The organism is Spirosoma flavus (genome assembly GCF_054778555.1).
The window spans coordinates 762409-779466 of the sequence record NZ_BAAGZL010000003.1; the positions used below are offsets into that span (position 1 = coordinate 762409).

A 17058-nucleotide genomic window follows, 5' to 3' on the forward strand; every position below is an offset into this window, starting at 1 on the left:
TTATAGTCCGATGTTCAGCGTAGCCTGGTACGAGCGCAGGTTTGGCATCGTGTTGTGATCGGTGCCACGGTCCCAGGCAGAGCTTCCTGTACCCGAGCTAACTTCAGGATCGAAGCCGGTGTACTTCGTGAACGTCAGCAGGTTACGACCTGACAGCACTAATTGTGCACGACGTAGTACGGGGATATTCGCCACTTTGCTCAGGTCAAAACCAACTTGTACGTTCCGCAACCGAACAAACGAAGCATCTTCATAGAAATAATCTTTCGTACCATTGGCCTGCCGTTGTGCATACACGCCCCGATAGAAAGCTGTCCAGGCACCTTCCTGCCCATCAATCGTTAGTGGTTTTGCATAGTCGGCATGGATACCATCGCGATACATCCACTCTTTCGTCTGGTTGTAAATGTGGCTACCCTGCACCCAATCGAACTGGAAGCCGAACGTCAGGAAGTTTTTGAAGGTGAACTCGTTGATGAACGACATATTAAATGTCGGGTTTGGATCACCAAAGCTGTATTTACCGGCCGAGAAATAAGGCTGCTTGGTCGCTTTACTTACGACAATGCCATTGCTGGCCACGGTGTACTGCGACTGCTGATCGGCTGGAATATACAGGTTGCCATTGGGGTCTCTCTGATCCAGCGAATGAACGGTAATGTAGCCATAAAGCTGACCAATTTTTTCACCGGCTTTCAGGACGTAGTTCGAACTACCCGCGCTCGACAGAACTACCACTTCAGCGTTGTTTTTAACGGCTGAGATTTTCGACGTCTGTCTGCCAAAGTTGGTCGTTAAGTTCCAGGAGAAATCTTTCGTCCGAACGATGGTTGCATTCAACGAAGCCTGGAAACCATTGGAAGCCAGTGAGAACGCATTGTCCTTGATCGAGTTGATACCCGCCGAAGGTATACCACTTACGTCGTAAATGGCGTTTTTGGTCGAACGATCCCAGTACGTAGCCGACAGCCGCAGGCTGCTCAGCCAGTTCGACGTTTTCGATGGGGTCAGAGCCAGATCAGTTCCAATTTCCAATTCTGAGGATACCTCTACGTCCAGATCCGGATTGGGCTGGCTGGCTGGAATATAAAACGCGTTGGTTGTCCCCAGCGTTACTGTATTCAATACCTGATAGCGGTCGAAAGGTCGCGGCTGAATACCGGCTTTTCCGTAGGCAGCCCGGAATTTTAGTTCAGGGAAGAAATTAGCTAACGTACCGTTCTCCCAGAATTTCAACGCCGACAACCGGAAGTAAGCATCCCCACGTGGGAATGTAAAAGGCTCAGAACCAGCACCAAAAGCAGAAGAGTAGTCAGTCCGGAAACCGCCCGAGATACCGGCCAGATCACCGAAGTCGATACGTTGGTTGAAGACGTAACCGTACGTAATGAATGGCTCGGTATAGTCACCACCACCTGGCAAACCTGCACGACCTGCGGTTGGCGCTACTACGCCTGGGACCCGGAATGTAGACGACTGTGCAGCCGTAAATGGCTCATACGTTGGCAGACCCAGCGTATAGGTATAGAACTGGCGGAAATTCCGATTGCGGTAATCGAAAGCCAATTGAGTAGACGTCCGAATCGGTACGTTCAGTTTGAAATCGTTCTGGAAATCGGTGTTGATAAACGCGCTGGCCAGGAAGTTCTGATACGTCGTGGTCATGCTGTTGTTATCAATTTCGCCCGATGGGTCGTTCGCGAAATAACCTCTGTACTGGTTATTACTCGACGCGATTACGTTACGGTTTTTGGTCTGGTTCGGATAGGTGGTATTGATTTCCTGCTTCGAATAGTTAACCCCGTATTTGGCGTCCAGCGTCACGAACTTATTGATAACGTAATTCAGGTTGAAGTTCTGAATGATGTCAACTTTGTTATCCTTGTTGTTGGTGTATTTCTGCCAAAAGCTTGGGTTGTTGTGGTTTACACCAATTGCATCGCCATAATACACACCCGGATTTCCGTCAGGATCAAGTGCCGAAAAATCAGCAAAGGGACGAGCATTGTTTACGGCATACAGAATGAGCCGGTCGTTGGTTTTGATGGTGCTTTTGGTATAAACCAGTTGCGTTGTAGTACGGAACGTCAGCCCTTTAGCCAACTGAATGCCAATGTTCGACAGTATGTTGCTACGTTGGTAATTGCCGTTATTGATGACGTTACTTTCCTGTTGGTTGTTTGATACCGAGAATGCAAAATCGACCTTATCGCTACCTCCCGTTAGAGATATGCTATTGTTGTATGTATTAGACGGACGGAAGAAATACGCGTAATGGTCGTAGTATTTCAGATTACCCTGATAAGGTTTATCGGCCTTGTTCGTTACGGCAAGCGGATCGTACAGTACGTTTCCATTAAAACGTAACGTATTGGGATCGAAGGCAAGCGGAGAATAGACCGGGTTTTTGTTGGCATCCGTACCCGACTGATACACTACGTTACCCGACGCATCGGTCTGGAAACCATGCGTTTGCGCTTTTGCTACACCCCCAACATTCAGAAATTCGCTACGTGTGATACTCGACGATACGTCGATATTGAGCTTGCCCGATTTTCCTTTTTTGGTGAATACCTGAATAACCCCGTTAGCGCCCTGTGCACCATATAACGTAGCGGCAGCCGCACCCTGCACGATTTCAACCCGATCAATCGTATTGGGGTCGATACTGCTCAGCAGCGCCGTGGGGTTGTTATTGAGGTTACCATTCGAATCATAATTGGTAGCGTCGACCTGTACCCCATCGATAAGCAGAATCGGAGCTGTACCCCGGTTAATGGTGTTAATACCCCGTAGTACAATATTCACGGGAGCTCCCGGCGTACCATTTCCGCTTGAAATCTGTGCGCCGGCAATTTTACCAACCAGCGCCTGATCAATAGAAGCGGTTGGTGTTTGCGGTAAGTTTTTTGATGAAACGGCCTCAACGGCAATACCCAGTTTACGTTTGTCGGTAGCAACGCCGACCCCTGTTACGACGACTTCGGAAAGCTGACGATTGTCGGAAACCAGCTTCACATCAACTACTGATTGGTTGCCCACGGCTACTTCCTGCGTAGCAACGCCCACAAAACTAAACACGAGTGTGGCAGCACCAGAACCAGGGATATCGATACTGTAAGTCCCCGACGCGTCGGTGTTGGCGCCCCGCGTTGTGCCTTTCAGCACGACTGAAACTCCTGGCAGCGGCAGGTTGTCTTCGGCAGATGTAACCTTGCCCGATATACGTCGGTCCTGCGCCCATGCAGTTGACCAAAATACGCATATCAGTAGAAAACTTACTGATAGAATTCTACTCATAGTACAAATTAAATTAGGTTGAAAAATATTTTTCTATCTACAAAACTATGAGTAAAAAAAGATAACACAAATTTTTTGTACAATTTATTCCCCAAACATCATCCACCCAAAATACTTATAAAGTAAAATATTATTCCGCAATTATAGTATTTATCAGATTTTTTAATTCAGATTAAATTTCACGTTACCTAAAAACAGAATATAATAGCACTAAGTAATTACAGCAGAAAATCATTAAAATTAGAATAGTACAATTACCCATTTAGGCAAGAAGGTAAAGACAATTTAATTGAGCAATAAGTTGCACCCTGCCCTGCTTTTTTACATGAGCGGTCAAAATGCCTTTTGAGTGTTTGAGGAGTATTTGAAATGTTAGCCAGTCGCCTGCTAATGAAGTTACCTGACGTAGTAAAATACCAGATTCATCATCTCATTGGTCGAGTTCCAACCGTAGCCGACTGCCTTAGCTGGCCGATTTGGATTGAGCGGATTCTTGTCGGTATTGTCGTATTGCGCTTCGGCAATAATTGTAGAGCCTTTGGGAAGCGTGAGCGGCTCTTTGAAGAAATAGCTCAATTGCCAGCTATAATCCCAGTCGGGAATGCGAATTAAATTAATGGCATCGCCAGCAGGTGTAATCGCAAACGCCCAAACACTACGTCCCAACTTGTGCATGTGCGGCATTACCGACAGCAAACGTACCGTATCGGGTAGTGGCCCATAGTTTATGTAAAAAATAGGCTTTGTGTTGGCCTCCAGCAGAAAGGGCTGATTTGTTACGTCGTTTTCCGTCAATGTCAGCGTTTTAACCTGGCGTGTAACTGATTTTTTGGCAAAGTAAAACCGGACCTCCGACTGATCTTCGTCGGCTTTGGCCGAAGGTGAATAGTGCAGATTCAAGATCAAATCGCTACCGGCTTTAATACGTTTGGCCGTTCCGCTGGGGAACGTAACACGATCATTTCCGGGCACCCAACCATACAGAAACTCGTCGGCCAGCGGTGTTTTCTGGAATTCGCGCAGCTTTGGGTCATCTTCTGCTATCCCATCAATAGTTGCCATCGTACCTGTCGAATCAATCATTAATCGACTGTGATGCAGCAGTTTCCGATTCCCTGGAACAAACTCGATTGACTCTACCCAAATGTCTTCCTTCAGGTTCATCGGTACGTGGAAATAGCGAAAATCTTCTCGCCCATCGCCCTTGATGGCATACGGTTTCATACGTAGTACCAGGTCAGGGGCAGCGGGTTCGGCTTTCGCTACGTTCCCTTTGCCTTCCGTTACGTCTCTTATGTCCTTACGCATATGCTCAGCCCCACGCTCCATCCCACCCTTCACCCAATCCTGAATCAGATTGATTTCTTTATCGGAAAGACCTCGCTCATTGGCGTAGTGTTGAAATTGCCGGTCGGCGGGAAACGGCGGCATATAACGTATCTGGGTCACTTTTGCGATGAACTTTCCTCTTTTTGCAGCGTCCTCATAAGTCAGCAAACTAAAGGGACCGACACCGCCCGGGTGATGGCAGGGCGTAGCGCAGTTTCTGACAATAATGGGCTGAATATTGGCATTATAAGTAGGCGTTTGGGCCATCGCTACGTTCGCTAGAATCAACCCGAATAGCCCTAAAAACCTAATTCGCCGATTATTCATACTGATTGATGAAAGGTAAAAATTCATAAAAAAGCAGCAACAGGCCAATCCTATTACTGCTTTTCAAAATAACTCACCCCATTATTTCACAATGAAATTCAGGCGGCAGTTTGAATTGGCCTGCGATACTGGCGTTGGATCAAGACAAATACTGTCTTCGTTCCACACTTTGAAAACCAGCCCATCGGTGGTAGTCAGCTCCCACGTAACGACGAAGGCATCGGCATTGGCAATGGTTTTGCCACCGACAACCTGCGGCCCCTGCAAACGGGCACCCGCCGGACGAGGCCGTGCCGGATTGTCGAAAACTTTCACGGCATTCACTTTGTCGTATTTCACCGTTACGTCCTTGAACAGATTGTAAATGTCATTGGGCGCAAGGCTGAACATATTCCACTCCCGGTTTTTGGCGGGCGCATCAATCGTTTTCACCACTTTACCGCCACCACCCAGCGACACCGTTTTAGGGTTACCGTCGGGGTCGGTATACGACTCAATCATATCAACTTTGATAACGATCTTGCTAACTGTCAGCCTATTATCGAGCGATACCCATCTGATTTTAAAATCGATCTTTGACGCATCCTGTCCCGTTAGCGGGAACGTTTTAGCGTTAGCGGCAAAATTAGCTTTAGCGGCTTCGGCCACACCGTCGAAAACACCTAGTGCGTGTACACCAGGTTCCCACGGTTTGTTTGGATCAAGCGACTCGTCTTTGCAACCGACCAAAAGCATAATTGCAGCGGCCAGCGAGTATATAAGGATATTTTTCATTGCTGTTCTTTAGTTGGTTGACTCGCCGAAATTCATTTTATGTAGAGGCTCGGCAAATCGATAGGATTTTAAAATTCCCACTTCACTTTCACTTTGTCCCAGAAAATTGGGTCGCGGTCGAAAACGACGTCTGTGATGTATTTGGCTGCGTTCGGGTTCAACGCCCCTTCTGACTGCGGATACGGTAACCGAAGCGCGTACTGACGGGGAGGCTTGGAAATTGGCGCTTGAATACCCACCGAGAATTGCTTGAACTGGCTCTGAATCGGATAACCCGTCCGGCGTTGCAGGTTCCAGATATCCATTCCCTGGCCCCACGAGCAGAACCAGATTTGTTTGGCCACTACGTTCAGTTTAGCCGCATTTGTCGTCGCTGCATCGTACAGACCCAGCCAGGAATTCACATACGCTGTAACATCGGCCGCAGCAGGCGCCTTTGCCTTACTGGGGTCTGACTTAAGCCCCTGAGCCACCACTACGTCGATTTGTTCGCGCATGGCGGATTCAAACAGCGCTCTGGGATCGCCCGTTACGCCGGTTCCGTCAAGAATCGCTTCAATCTGGTAATACTTTGTGTTCCAGCTGTGAATTAGTGGCCACTGTCCATTTCCACCGTAGTTCAGCGCTGCCTGACCCGTTAAAGCGACAGCCGATGTGCTTTTGTCGGAATAAACACCACCGGCCGGATACGTACCGGGAGCGGCACGTAGTGCACCGTCGGAAGCCGCACCTGATACGTCGGCACGGTCGCGACCGAAGAAACCAGCAATATAGGCCAAATCAGTTGCAGGTATGGTCGTGAGGTTAAATACTCGTTTGTACTCATCGAGGAACGTAGCACGTAGCGGCAGATACGAACCGCCAAACGGCGTAGTACCCCGGTCGGTTGGGTTGCTCTGATCCAGTACCCGCGATGTTTGCCGATAAAAGTAAAAAGGCAGCCGTGGATCTTTGTTCAGAATCATTTCGCCCATCAACTGGTGGTTAATGTAGGTTGGGTCGCCACCGCCAGCATACGTAAAATACCAGGGGTGCCGGTTGTCTTCGGGCGACACCTGCGTCGAATACAGATAGCTCCAGTTCTGAGCGGGCGTGGTAATGAATCCACCTGCATCAAAAGCCGCTTTTAGTTCGGCATTGCCGTTGGTACGTCCTTTACGCGAAGTCAGTAGTAACCGCAGCTTAACGGTTTTCGCAATCCGAGTCCACGTAGTAGCATTTCCAGCACCCATGTAATCATTTACTACAGCAACAGGTTGCGCTTTAGCCAGTTCGGTAACCGCCTGATCGCATAGTTTGAGCAGGTCCTCGTAGATGTCCGAGTCTTTGTCAAATTTGGGCGATTTATTGGGTGTGGCCGCATTTCCTTTCCAGGCTTCCGAGTAAGGCATGTCGCCAAACATATCAACGTAATTGCCCATCGAGTAAGCCTTGAGTACCAGCGCAATACCTCGGTAGCGCGGATTTTTTCCGTCTTCCGTAGCCTTCAGCATTTCTTCAATACTCTGCATATTCTGATAAGCCGTGTTCCATGTTCCCTGATAGCTGGTGTTGCTCAGATTGTAGGCATCGGCCGAATTCCGAAGACCAGCAAAACCCATCGCATCGCCATTGACCGAGGTAAACGCATTACGGGCGGCATTTTCGGCAACGGGTAACAACAGCCCCAACGAACCCGACGAAGGCCGGTTTGGGTCGACGTTAATATCCAGTTCCGTCATATTACAAGAGCTAACTACGCTGACAAGACCAGCCAGTGCCAGTGCCCTGAAACTTTTTATATGAATCATTGTGATATCTTAGTTAACAGTGAGTTGAGAATTTGATACGTCTGCACGGCGTATCAAATTGATTTAGAAGGACGCACTGAGGTTGACTCCAAAACGGCGTGTTGATGGCGACGCACCCAGATCGAAACCCTGAATGTTCGAATCAGCGAAGTTCGACAGCACTTCCGGGTCGAAGTTGAGGCCTTTCAGCATGTTGGGCGCGTAGAACCACAGGTTACGGCCCGATGCCGAAATCCGCAGGCTGCCCAGCACTTTGGCGTAGCGTTGCAGGAAAGATTTAGGTACACTGTAGCTCAGCGATACCTCCCGCAGACGTACCACCGATGCGTCATAGATGTTTACTTCATCAGCACCGTAAGCACCATATCCATCCGTAAAGTGGTACTGGAAGGCCGACATGGCGATGGTGTTCTTAATGGTTTTACCAGCATCATCGAGCAATGGTTTATACGTAGCGGGATCGCCCAGCACACCCGGAATTACGCGCATACCTTCGCGATCTTCCGAGCTTTTGAGCTGACCACGTAGCAGCAGCGAAGCCGCCGTGCTTGAGAACAGGCTACCACCCGCTTTGTAATCAGTCAGTACCGACAGTGTGAAGTTTTTGAAGTTTACCGTGTTCGTCCAGCCGATCGTAAATTTGGTGTTCGGGTCACCGATGATGCCTGAGCTAGCGGCACGGATTGGAAGGCCCGTGCTGGGATTAATCAGCAGATTGCCATTGTCATCCCGCGCGTTTTTGGAACCGATAATTTGTCCGTAAGGCAAGCCATTGCGGAAGATGGTTCCCAGCGACGAAAGGCCGGTACCGCCGATGAAGATTTCACCACCCGGACCCGCATCTTCTACCAGCGATTTGATGCTTGTGTACGCGACGAACGAAGTCCAGGTAAAGCCACTGGCGGCCTTCACCGGAACGAGCGTCAGCCCCAATTCCCAGCCTTTGTTCGATATTTTACCCGCGTTTGTTACCTCCGTCGAAAAACCGGTTGCGCGGGGTAATTCACGCGTAACAATCAGGTCAGTGGAAAGCCGGTTAAAATAAGCCAGATCAACGCCAATCCGGTTATTAAAAAACTGTAATTCAGTACCCAACTCCACCTCCGACGTAAATTCGGGTTTCAGGCCGATGTTATTAAGCTGGGTGGGCAACGTAGCGGTCGAAATAGCCGTGCCATTATAAAACGTACGACCCAGGTTGTAAGCCGTAAATACCTGATACGGATCGGCATCTTTACCTACTTTAGCGTAGTTGGCCCGCAGTTTACCAAACGTCAGGATGTTCTTTGGCATGTTCAGCACTTCCGTAAACACGAACGAAGCCGCTACAGCCGGATAGTAGTAACTGTTGTTACTGGTTGGCAGCGTAGACGAATGGTCGTTACGTACCGAAGCGGTCAGGAACAGGAAGTTGTTGTAACCCATCGTCAGTTCGCCGAAAACCCCATATAAACGGCGCGTGTATTTATAGTCGCCAGCGTTCTGGTTCAACGTACCGCCAATTGTCAATACGTTCGGATCAATAACAGGTGAGCCACTAACCGCCGATTCCGTGTAGGTACGTTGGTTGGGGTTAAAACCAAGCAGTAATTTAGCGTTGAAGCGCTCCGAGAAATCGTGCTGTAACGTAGCGAGGAACGAAAAATCAACTTCTGTTTTCGTTAAATCCTGACGAGAAACCGAACCCAGCGGCACGAACGTACCGCCCGGACGAATGACGTTTTTACGCGTTTCGGAATACGTGTTGATACCACCTCGAGCGGTCAGATTGAGCCAGGGCGTTACGTCGTAGCTCAACGTCATGTTCCCGTAAATCCGGTTGACGGCCGAATTGTAAAGATTGTATTTGGCTGTCCAGAATGGGTTATCCAGGGCGCGGAAAAATACGTTTGATCCGTCGACTGGGTTCTCGAACGGATAACCAACGAGGTTGTAATTTCGGGGCATGTAAAATAAACGACCGTATATAGAACCGGCAGACGCCAGACCACCGTAATCGGCGTAGTAGCCGGCTCCCGACTGCGGACTCTGCTGATTGGTATTGGTGTAGGCCACACTACCCGCTACGTTGATATTGTTACTCAACGTAGCATTACCTCCGAAACTTAACGTAGTACGCTCGGTAAACGAATTCGGAATGATACCGTCGTTTTTCATATGCGAAACCGATGCGTTCAAAGATGTCTTATCGCCCGTAGACGTAATCTGGATGCCATTTTCCATTACTTTCCCCTGCCGGAAAAAGCCGCCAATAATGTCATAAGGTACCAGCGGAACGGCAATACCGCGTCCGTTAGCCTGTAACAGTTCCGGGAAAGCCGATTGGTAACGGGCGGCTCCATACGCAACGGTCTGGTCGACCAGCGGATGCGGAATGGTACCCGCCGGGTAATCCGGATCGACAACTTTTGAATACCGCTCAAAACCTAAAGCCGCATTGACGCGATCAACTTCAGAAGGAAAAACGGTTCCCCAGTTCCCAATAAATCCACCGTTATAGGTTTGGTTAGAACCCTGCGTGTACGTATTCTGGTAATCAGGAATGGTCGATACGTTCTCGACGGAATACGAGGAATTAAAGTTGACCTCCAAACCTTTACGCGCTGATTTACTACCCGATTTGGTCGTAATTACAATAACCCCATTGGCCGCCCGCGAACCGTACAAAGCCGAAGCAGCCGCACCTTTCAGCACGGTCATGTTCTCAATGTTATTGGGGTCGATGTCGTAAGCGCGGTTAGTCGTTACGGTGTTCTGGTTATAGCCCGATGTAGAGTTCACCGAGTTGTCGAATGGAATACCATCGACAACAAAAAGAGGTTGGTTATTGCCCGTAAACGAGTTGTTACCACGGATGGTGATACGTGTACCAGCACCCGGCGCACCGTTACCAGCCGTAATATTTACGCCCGGCACCTTACCCGACAGGGCACGTAGCGGGTCAGGCTCTGAACGTTGCTGAAGCGATTCGCCCTTGAGGTTCGACACGGCGTAGGCCAGGGCCTTTTTATCGCGCTGTTGTCCTAGCGCCGTCACAACCACTTCACCAAGCTGCTTGGCATCGTTGACCAGCTTAACATCGATAACGGATTTGTTGCCAATCTGGATTTCCTGAGTGGCCGACCCTACGAAGCTGAAAACTAACGATCCCCCTGAGCCGGGTATGGTGATGGAGTAGGTTCCACCCGCATCGGTATTGGTGCCGCGCGAACCACCTTTCAATACTACTGATACACCGGGTAAAGGCGTGCCGTCTTCACTAGCGACGACTTTACCCGTAATTGTTCGCTCCTGGGCCCACGCAGGAGCCCAGAGTGAGCATACCAATAGCATACTCACTAGTAAAATTTGCTTCATTATAATTAGATTAAGTTAAGAAAGATTACACTTATCACAAATCTAATAAATTCATTATATCCACCAAATATTTTGTTTACAATAATAATTACCACTTATTATTCTAATATATGAAGATAATATAAAATATTATTTCTTCTATAATTATTCTTATTTTTAGTTATAAATACTTAGTATCTTTTTTATCAAAATATCAATAAAGGCGATAAAACTACGTAGTAGTATATCTTTTGCTGAATAACTAATTTTCTCTTTTGAGCCAATTATCCTGACAGCCAGACAAAAAAATGACTGAGCCGATCTTTCAGCTCAGTCATTATAGGATGTTGAATTGTCTACGCTCTAAAGTTACATCATCTCAATAGAAGGACGGCCGAGTCCTTTTTCGATGTCATCCGCCATCGCCTGCGTATACTGATAACCAATTCGGAACAGTTCACGCGCTTTGCTGATGTCGGTCGTGCTATATTGCGACAGTGCAGGTGGTTCAATCAAAACCTGACATTTGGCGAACCGGTCCTTCGTTTTGCTCTGAACCGCCAGCACCAGACTTCGCTCGATAACGCCCCGCATGGAACGAATGGGTTTTCGCGGCCCTAATACGTTGCAGTGCGACCCAATCAGCAAATCGGCCTTATTCTCGATGGTATCGACGGGCAAATTATTTAAAACGCCACCATCAACGTATTGTCGTTTGTTGATGAGCATCGGCTCGAAAATACCCGGAAGGCAGCAGGACGCCAGCACCGGCCGAATAAGTTCCCCCTGGTCGAATATAACCTGTTCACCAGCGTTCAGATCAACGGCCACTACGTGCAATGGAATCTGCAACTCCTCGAACGTATCATGTGGAATGTATTTCTTGTAAATATCAACAATGGTATCCAGACGCAGCAACCCCATCCGATTCCAGGCGGGCCGAATGTGCCGAACAAATGAAGACGATTCGATGATTTTCAGGCTCTCATCGGGCGAATACCCCTGAGCAATAAATGCCCCCGTAATAGCCCCGGCACTGGTACCTGCAATCTGATCGAACGAAATTCCTATTTCCTGAAGGGCTTTAATAACACCCAGGTGGGCAATCCCCCGCGCACCACCTCCCGATAATACCAAACCTATTTTCATAAACGCTACTTTCTTTGATTGGATAACGCTACGTTTTAGTGGTTGGTTTGTGACGCGAACAAGATCTACGCGTTACAGAAGTTCAGTCAATCTCCCTGTCTCCTTCAACCGCGCACCCCGTTCGGTCATCTCCACGGTAGCGGCTTCAACAACGGGATCGTGCTCAAAAACCAGAATCCAGTTTTCGGCAGCGGCCTGTTGCAATAGCTGCGTTTTCTCTTCCATCGTCAGCAACGGGCGCATATCGTAACTCATAATATACGGCAACGGAATATGCCCCGAGGATGGAATCAGATCGGCCATATAAGCGACGGTACGGCCATTGATGCGAAAAATAGGCAGCGCCATTTTCTCGGTATGTCCATCAACGTAGTGCAAATTAATGTCGGCAAACGGAAACGGCTTTTCGGTCAGAAAACTTAATTGCCCACTTTCCTGCAACGGCATTATATTTTCGCGCAGAAACGACGCCTTTTCGCGCGGATTTGGATGAATTGCCCATTCCCAGTGTGCCGGATGCACCCAATACGTAGCATTGGCAAAAACCGGCGCCAAGGCTTCATTGCTACGTTCCACTGCCCCGCCCACGTGGTCGAAGTGCAAATGCGTAAGCAATACGTCCGTTACGTCCTTTTCTGAATAACCCGCTTGCCGAATGGAGCCAAGCAACGTAGCATCACCGTGAAGATCGTAGTGACCAAAAAATTTGGCGTCCTGTTTATTGCCAATACCTGTATCAACCACCAGCAACCGATTTCCGGCTTCATAAAGCAGGCAGCGCATAGCCCAGGTACACCGATTCTGCTCGTCGGCCGGATTCAATCGTTGCCAGAGTGGTTTCGGTACTACACCGAACATAGCTCCGCCGTCTAGTTTAAAAAAGCCTGTATCAAGGGTTTGAAGAGACATATCTACGTTTTTCGGCAAGATAGGATTTTCTCCGCACTACGTATTGTATACGCCAACGGGCTAGGTCTCAATGTACTCAGGAGGATTGGTTAACTACGTATCCAAAACCATACTACGTTCCTAAAAATGATTTATTAACCGCGAAACATCAGCCCTCCTATTTTATGCTTAACTTCCCCTGATTACAGATTATAGTTACCGCATTATGCTTTATTCCTACCATGATCCGAAAACGGAAGGCATTTTAAACCTGATTTGTCGGGAGCCGCTCGCCTGTCAGCAGGTTTTTAGTGATCGCAACAGACGTTTTCTGACTATTGCCTGGAATGTAGGCGAAACGCAGATGATCATGATCGATGATCTTCCTTATATGTTTCCGAAGCAGGCGTTGTTACCGTTGATGATGAACCAGTCTGTACTGGCTGAGCAACCGGAAACAATTATTGCCTGGCAGTTTGACCGGGAGTTTTACTGTATCGTTGATCATGATCGGGAAGTTTCGTGCGTTGGATTTCTGTTTTACGGAGCCAAAATTCCGATGTTCATTCAGCTGGATTCCGCAGAGCAGGCGAAGTTCGATGCGCTAGTGATGGTCTTCGATGATGAATTTGCCACACGCGATACCATACAGGGCGAAATGCTGCGAATGTTGCTCAAGCGGCTCATTATCAAGCTCACTCGGTTGGCTAAAATGCAGTATCTGACTAGCTCGCTTACCGAAAAAGACTTTGACCTTGTCCGGCGTTTTAACTTACTGGTCGAGATTAATTTCCGAAAGCTGCATTCGGTAACAGACTACGCCGATTTACTGAGCAAGTCGCCAAAAACCCTCTCGAATGTATTCGGTCTCTATAACCAGCAAAGTCCTTTACAGACGATTCACAAACGTATTGTACTGGAAGCGAAACGATTATTGTTGTACACTGATAAATCGACCAAGGAAATTTCTTTTACGTTAGGCTTTGAGGAGGTAGCTCACTTTAGTCGTTTTTTCAAAAACCAGACTGGTCTTCCTCCTTCTGAATTTAAAGACAAAGCACAGATTACCATTTCAGATTTCGGGAAGAATTGATAACAGCATAGGCAATCCAATCATTGAGATACCGATCAAAAGACATGAGTTTTGTAGCTTTCCAACCTGTTACGCTACTATTTGCCTGGTAAATCGTCAAACGTAACGGAAATATACAATCCATTCGCCCTGATTACGTAGTATATATAGCATCACAAAGCCTCCTTTTGCATGAAACGTATCGTTCATAAACACCCGCTGGCCATTCGATGGTTTCACTGGATAAACTTCCCGGTTCTGTTCGTTATGATCTGGAGCGGACTGCTGATCTACTGGGCTTACGATCCCTATAAAATCCAAATTGGCGATTATACGTTGGTGTCGTTTTTTCCGGATGGATTCTATAAAGCCCTTGGCGTGCCACGCCGATTGGCCGAGGGTATGGCCTGGCATTTTGTATTTCAATGGCTCTTCATCCTGAACGGCATTCTCTACGTCGGATACACATTCATTTCGGGCGAATGGCGTCATCTGGTTCCTAACCGAAATTCGTTCAAGGAAGCTATACAGGTAACACTTTATGACCTGCACTTGCGCAAAACGCAACCGCCATTTATCAAGTACAACGGAGCCCAGAAAATCGCTTATTTCGCTATCATGCTCATGGGTGTTGGATCGGTACTGACGGGCTATGCCATTTATAAACCAACACAATTTTCATGGCTGACAACGCTGCTCGGTGGATACGAGGCCGCCCGACTGGAACACTTTGTTTTAACGCTCGGTTACGTTGTTTTTTTCGTTATTCATATTGCACAGGTGATCCGGGCTGGCTGGAACAATTTCCAGTCGATGGTCACTGGATTCGAGATCATCAAACCAAATGATCCAGACCGACCGCTCATGCACAAACCTATTGATGATCAGCCTGATACACCAATAGAACCAGACGATTTACCAACCGAGCCCATTTCATCACCGATTAAACCAGCTTTATCATGAGCCAGCCGACAAAACCTAATTCCGCCGAGCCTCAGTTGCCGGAAGATGACCTTCCAGAATCGGTTGCTCGTCGGCGAATGATCAAAGCATTTGGCTGGTTTGCGCTGGCTTCTGCCATCCCATTTGGTGTTTACGAATGGGTTAAAAATAGTGTGGGTGCCCAGGGTATAAAGCGTCCGCTACGTAACGTCTTGAACGTAAATGAAAGCATCGCCCGAACGTATTTTAGCGATACACATTTAATACCGACGTTTCCGGTAGAAGCAGCCGCAAAACAAGCGCGTGTCAATGGGTATGACGGACTGAAATCGCCTATTCCTGAGGATTGGAAACTGCAGATAGACCGAGGTGATTCAGCTCCCCTCCTACTCACCATCGACGATGTAAAGGCGCTCCCCAAACACGAGATCGTGTATAATTTCAAGTGTATCGAAGGGTGGAGTCAGGTGCAGCACTGGTCTGGAGCGAGGCTTTCCGATTTCATGGAAAAATACAAACTAGGTACCCATAGCGGCAACGCACCCAATCCAGAAAATACAGCAGATTTATTTAAGTACGTTGGACTCGAAACACCCGACAAAGGTTACTACGTTGGCATCGACATTGAAAGCGCCTTACACCCGCAAACCCTGCTGGCTTACGAACTGAATGGCCAGCCGATTACGACCCCACATGGCGCTCCCCTTCGATTAATTATTCCGGTCAAGTACGGCGTTAAAAATCTGAAACGTATCGGTCGGATGTTCTTCGCCGACTCGCGCCCCCGCGACTTCTGGGCCGAACGCGGCTATGATTATTATGTGGGATTATAAATCAGGCAATCATCATGTACATCAAACTCATGTTTCTGGCGCTATTCGGCATCTTGACGCACCTTCCAATCAATAAACCGATAAAGCCAGTCGCTCAGCCAGTGGTCGTGCTGGAATTGTTCACGTCTCAAGGCTGCTCCAGTTGCCCGTCTGCCGATAAAGCGCTGCAGGACATCACTCAGGAAGCCGCCCGTTCAGGGAAAGCTGTTTATGGCCTCTCCTTCCACGTCGATTACTGGGATCGACTAGGTTGGAAGGATCCATTTAGTACGAAAGAAAATACGGCCCGCCAGCGGCAATATGACCGCACGTTGAAAACACAAACGTATACGCCCCAACTGGTTGTAAACGGTCGACAGGATATTGTAGGAGGTCAGCGTGGACGTATCGAACAAGCCATTACAGCCATTCAGCAACAACCCCTATCGTCATTTATTGGTATCGATGGAAACCTCAGCCGAAAAGATAACCAGTTGTCAGTTCAGTACACATTGTCCGCAGCTGGGCCGTATCGCGTCAACGTAGCCTTAGTACAGAAAGAAGCTCGCACAGCAGTACGTAACGGTGAAAATGGAGGACGAACGCTGGTTAATACCAACATTGTCAGGCAGTTCAAAACTATCGATGAAACCGATGTAACAGGCAACGTAACGCTGGCGGCTCCGGATGATTTGTCACCTGAACAGAGTGCCGTTCTGGTCTACGTTCAGCGAACGGATACCGGGCAGGTAGTGGGGGCGAAAATGTTGTGATTGTGCAGGATCCCTAAATCCCCTGAAGAAGACTTTGTTCACTTGCAGATGAAGTCTTCCTCAGAAGATTCAGGAGTTATAAGGAGCTAAGGATTTACTTTCCGCCAACGATACGTTTCACACCCTCACACATGTCTTTAACCCGCCGGTAAGACGCTTCTGAATTGTCTTCTTTATCGAGTTTAACCCGCACTTTTCCCGGGTATTCTTCCAGTTCGAAGCGCGTATTATCATCCAGCGTAGTGGTAATATCGATATTATCGCCGGTCACATTGCTGCCGGGTGCCATTTTTTGGTTGATAAAATCCTGAACGCGCTGGGTTTTCTTTTTATCGTATTTAGCGAAAAACTCATACGTATCGTCTGAATCCGTAACAGAGATTTTAATATCTCCGTCTGAACAAGCTACTAACGAGCTGACAATCAACAATAAAATTGATAAATATTTCATAGCATAAGTGTTTTACAAGGAACTATGCAATATACAGTAGCGAAAGTAATTTAATTTGTCAATCTACATCAGCGGCAGATTTTTAGGATAAGCGTAAACGTTGACTTTATTGTCA

General features: G+C 47.9%; 12 protein-coding genes. 4 read left to right on the top strand and 8 right to left on the bottom strand.

The genetic code is table 11. The features are described 5' to 3' along the window. The 7 genes from ACYVF1_RS19600 to ACYVF1_RS19630 all read right to left on the bottom strand — a co-directional run bounded on the left by ACYVF1_RS19600 (nt 1) and on the right by ACYVF1_RS19630 (nt 12914). Nucleotides 1-3300, bottom strand: a complete 3300-nt coding sequence (locus ACYVF1_RS19600; protein ID WP_461081943.1) for a SusC/RagA family TonB-linked outer membrane protein — start codon at nt 3298-3300, stop codon at nt 1-3. Between the two features lie 396 nt (nt 3301-3696). After that, nucleotides 3697-4956, bottom strand: a complete 1260-nt coding sequence (locus tag ACYVF1_RS19605) for a monooxygenase (RefSeq protein ID WP_461081945.1) — start codon at nt 4954-4956, stop codon at nt 3697-3699. An 81-nt stretch (nt 4957-5037) separates the two neighbouring features. Then, nucleotides 5038-5730: a hypothetical protein gene (locus ACYVF1_RS19610; protein WP_461081947.1), complete on the bottom strand. Its 693-nt coding sequence runs from the start codon at nt 5728-5730 to the stop codon at nt 5038-5040. 68 nt (nt 5731-5798) lie between these two features. After that, the gene (locus ACYVF1_RS19615; protein ID WP_461081949.1) at nt 5799-7520 is read right to left on the bottom strand and encodes a SusD/RagB family nutrient-binding outer membrane lipoprotein; all 1722 of its coding nucleotides are present in this window, start codon (nt 7518-7520) and stop codon (nt 5799-5801) included. 63 nt (nt 7521-7583) lie between these two features. Continuing rightward, nucleotides 7584-10877: a SusC/RagA family TonB-linked outer membrane protein gene (locus ACYVF1_RS19620; protein WP_461081951.1), complete on the bottom strand. Its 3294-nt coding sequence runs from the start codon at nt 10875-10877 to the stop codon at nt 7584-7586. Between the two features lie 348 nt (nt 10878-11225). Continuing rightward, nucleotides 11226-12005: a patatin-like phospholipase family protein gene (locus tag ACYVF1_RS19625; protein WP_461081953.1), complete on the bottom strand. Its 780-nt coding sequence runs from the start codon at nt 12003-12005 to the stop codon at nt 11226-11228. A 72-nt stretch (nt 12006-12077) separates the two neighbouring features. Continuing rightward, nucleotides 12078-12914 (bottom strand): MBL fold metallo-hydrolase, encoded by an 837-nt coding sequence (locus tag ACYVF1_RS19630; RefSeq protein ID WP_461081955.1) that lies wholly within the window; start codon nt 12912-12914, stop codon nt 12078-12080. 205 nt (nt 12915-13119) lie between these two features. Between ACYVF1_RS19630 and ACYVF1_RS19635 the strand changes: the two genes are divergently transcribed. The 4 genes from ACYVF1_RS19635 (at nt 13120) to ACYVF1_RS19650 (ending at nt 16492) form a co-directional block, all read left to right on the top strand. Beyond that, complete coding sequence (locus ACYVF1_RS19635; RefSeq protein ID WP_461081957.1) at nt 13120-13986, top strand: helix-turn-helix domain-containing protein; 867 nt, start codon at nt 13120-13122, stop codon at nt 13984-13986. 171 nt (nt 13987-14157) lie between these two features. Further along, a complete protein-coding gene (locus ACYVF1_RS19640) occupies nt 14158-14928 on the top strand; it encodes a cytochrome b/b6 domain-containing protein (RefSeq protein ID WP_461081959.1) in 771 nt (256 codons plus the stop codon). After that, the gene (locus ACYVF1_RS19645; RefSeq protein WP_461081961.1) at nt 14925-15740 is read left to right on the top strand and encodes a molybdopterin-dependent oxidoreductase; all 816 of its coding nucleotides are present in this window, start codon (nt 14925-14927) and stop codon (nt 15738-15740) included. The genes ACYVF1_RS19640 and ACYVF1_RS19645 overlap by 4 nt, the downstream gene beginning before the upstream one ends. 14 nt (nt 15741-15754) lie before the next feature. Then, nucleotides 15755-16492, top strand: coding sequence for a DUF1223 domain-containing protein (locus ACYVF1_RS19650; protein WP_461081963.1), 738 nt, complete (start codon nt 15755-15757; stop codon nt 16490-16492). 94 nt (nt 16493-16586) lie between these two features. Here ACYVF1_RS19650 and ACYVF1_RS19655 read toward each other — a convergent pair whose 3' ends face one another. After that, nucleotides 16587-16943, bottom strand: coding sequence for a hypothetical protein (locus tag ACYVF1_RS19655; RefSeq protein ID WP_461081965.1), 357 nt, complete (start codon nt 16941-16943; stop codon nt 16587-16589). Between the last annotated feature and the right edge of the window lie 115 nt (nt 16944-17058).

Bases quoted from the DNA above. Each gene is read 5' to 3' on its own strand.
- ACYVF1_RS19600 (WP_461081943.1), bottom strand. From the start codon at position 3,300: ATGAGTAGAATTCTATCAGTAAGTTTTCTACTGATATGCGTATTTTGG.
- ACYVF1_RS19605 (WP_461081945.1), bottom strand. From the start codon at position 4,956: ATGAATAATCGGCGAATTAGGTTTTTAGGGCTATTCGGGTTGATTCTA.
- ACYVF1_RS19610 (WP_461081947.1), bottom strand. From the start codon at position 5,730: ATGAAAAATATCCTTATATACTCGCTGGCCGCTGCAATTATGCTTTTG.
- ACYVF1_RS19615 (WP_461081949.1), bottom strand. From the start codon at position 7,520: ATGATTCATATAAAAAGTTTCAGGGCACTGGCACTGGCTGGTCTTGTC.
- ACYVF1_RS19620 (WP_461081951.1), bottom strand. From the start codon at position 10,877: ATGAAGCAAATTTTACTAGTGAGTATGCTATTGGTATGCTCACTCTGG.
- ACYVF1_RS19625 (WP_461081953.1), bottom strand. From the start codon at position 12,005: ATGAAAATAGGTTTGGTATTATCGGGAGGTGGTGCGCGGGGGATTGCC.
- ACYVF1_RS19630 (WP_461081955.1), bottom strand. From the start codon at position 12,914: ATGTCTCTTCAAACCCTTGATACAGGCTTTTTTAAACTAGACGGCGGA.
- ACYVF1_RS19635 (WP_461081957.1), top strand. From the start codon at position 13,120: ATGCTTTATTCCTACCATGATCCGAAAACGGAAGGCATTTTAAACCTG.
- ACYVF1_RS19640 (WP_461081959.1), top strand. From the start codon at position 14,158: ATGAAACGTATCGTTCATAAACACCCGCTGGCCATTCGATGGTTTCAC.
- ACYVF1_RS19645 (WP_461081961.1), top strand. From the start codon at position 14,925: ATGAGCCAGCCGACAAAACCTAATTCCGCCGAGCCTCAGTTGCCGGAA.
- ACYVF1_RS19650 (WP_461081963.1), top strand. From the start codon at position 15,755: ATGTACATCAAACTCATGTTTCTGGCGCTATTCGGCATCTTGACGCAC.
- ACYVF1_RS19655 (WP_461081965.1), bottom strand. From the start codon at position 16,943: ATGAAATATTTATCAATTTTATTGTTGATTGTCAGCTCGTTAGTAGCT.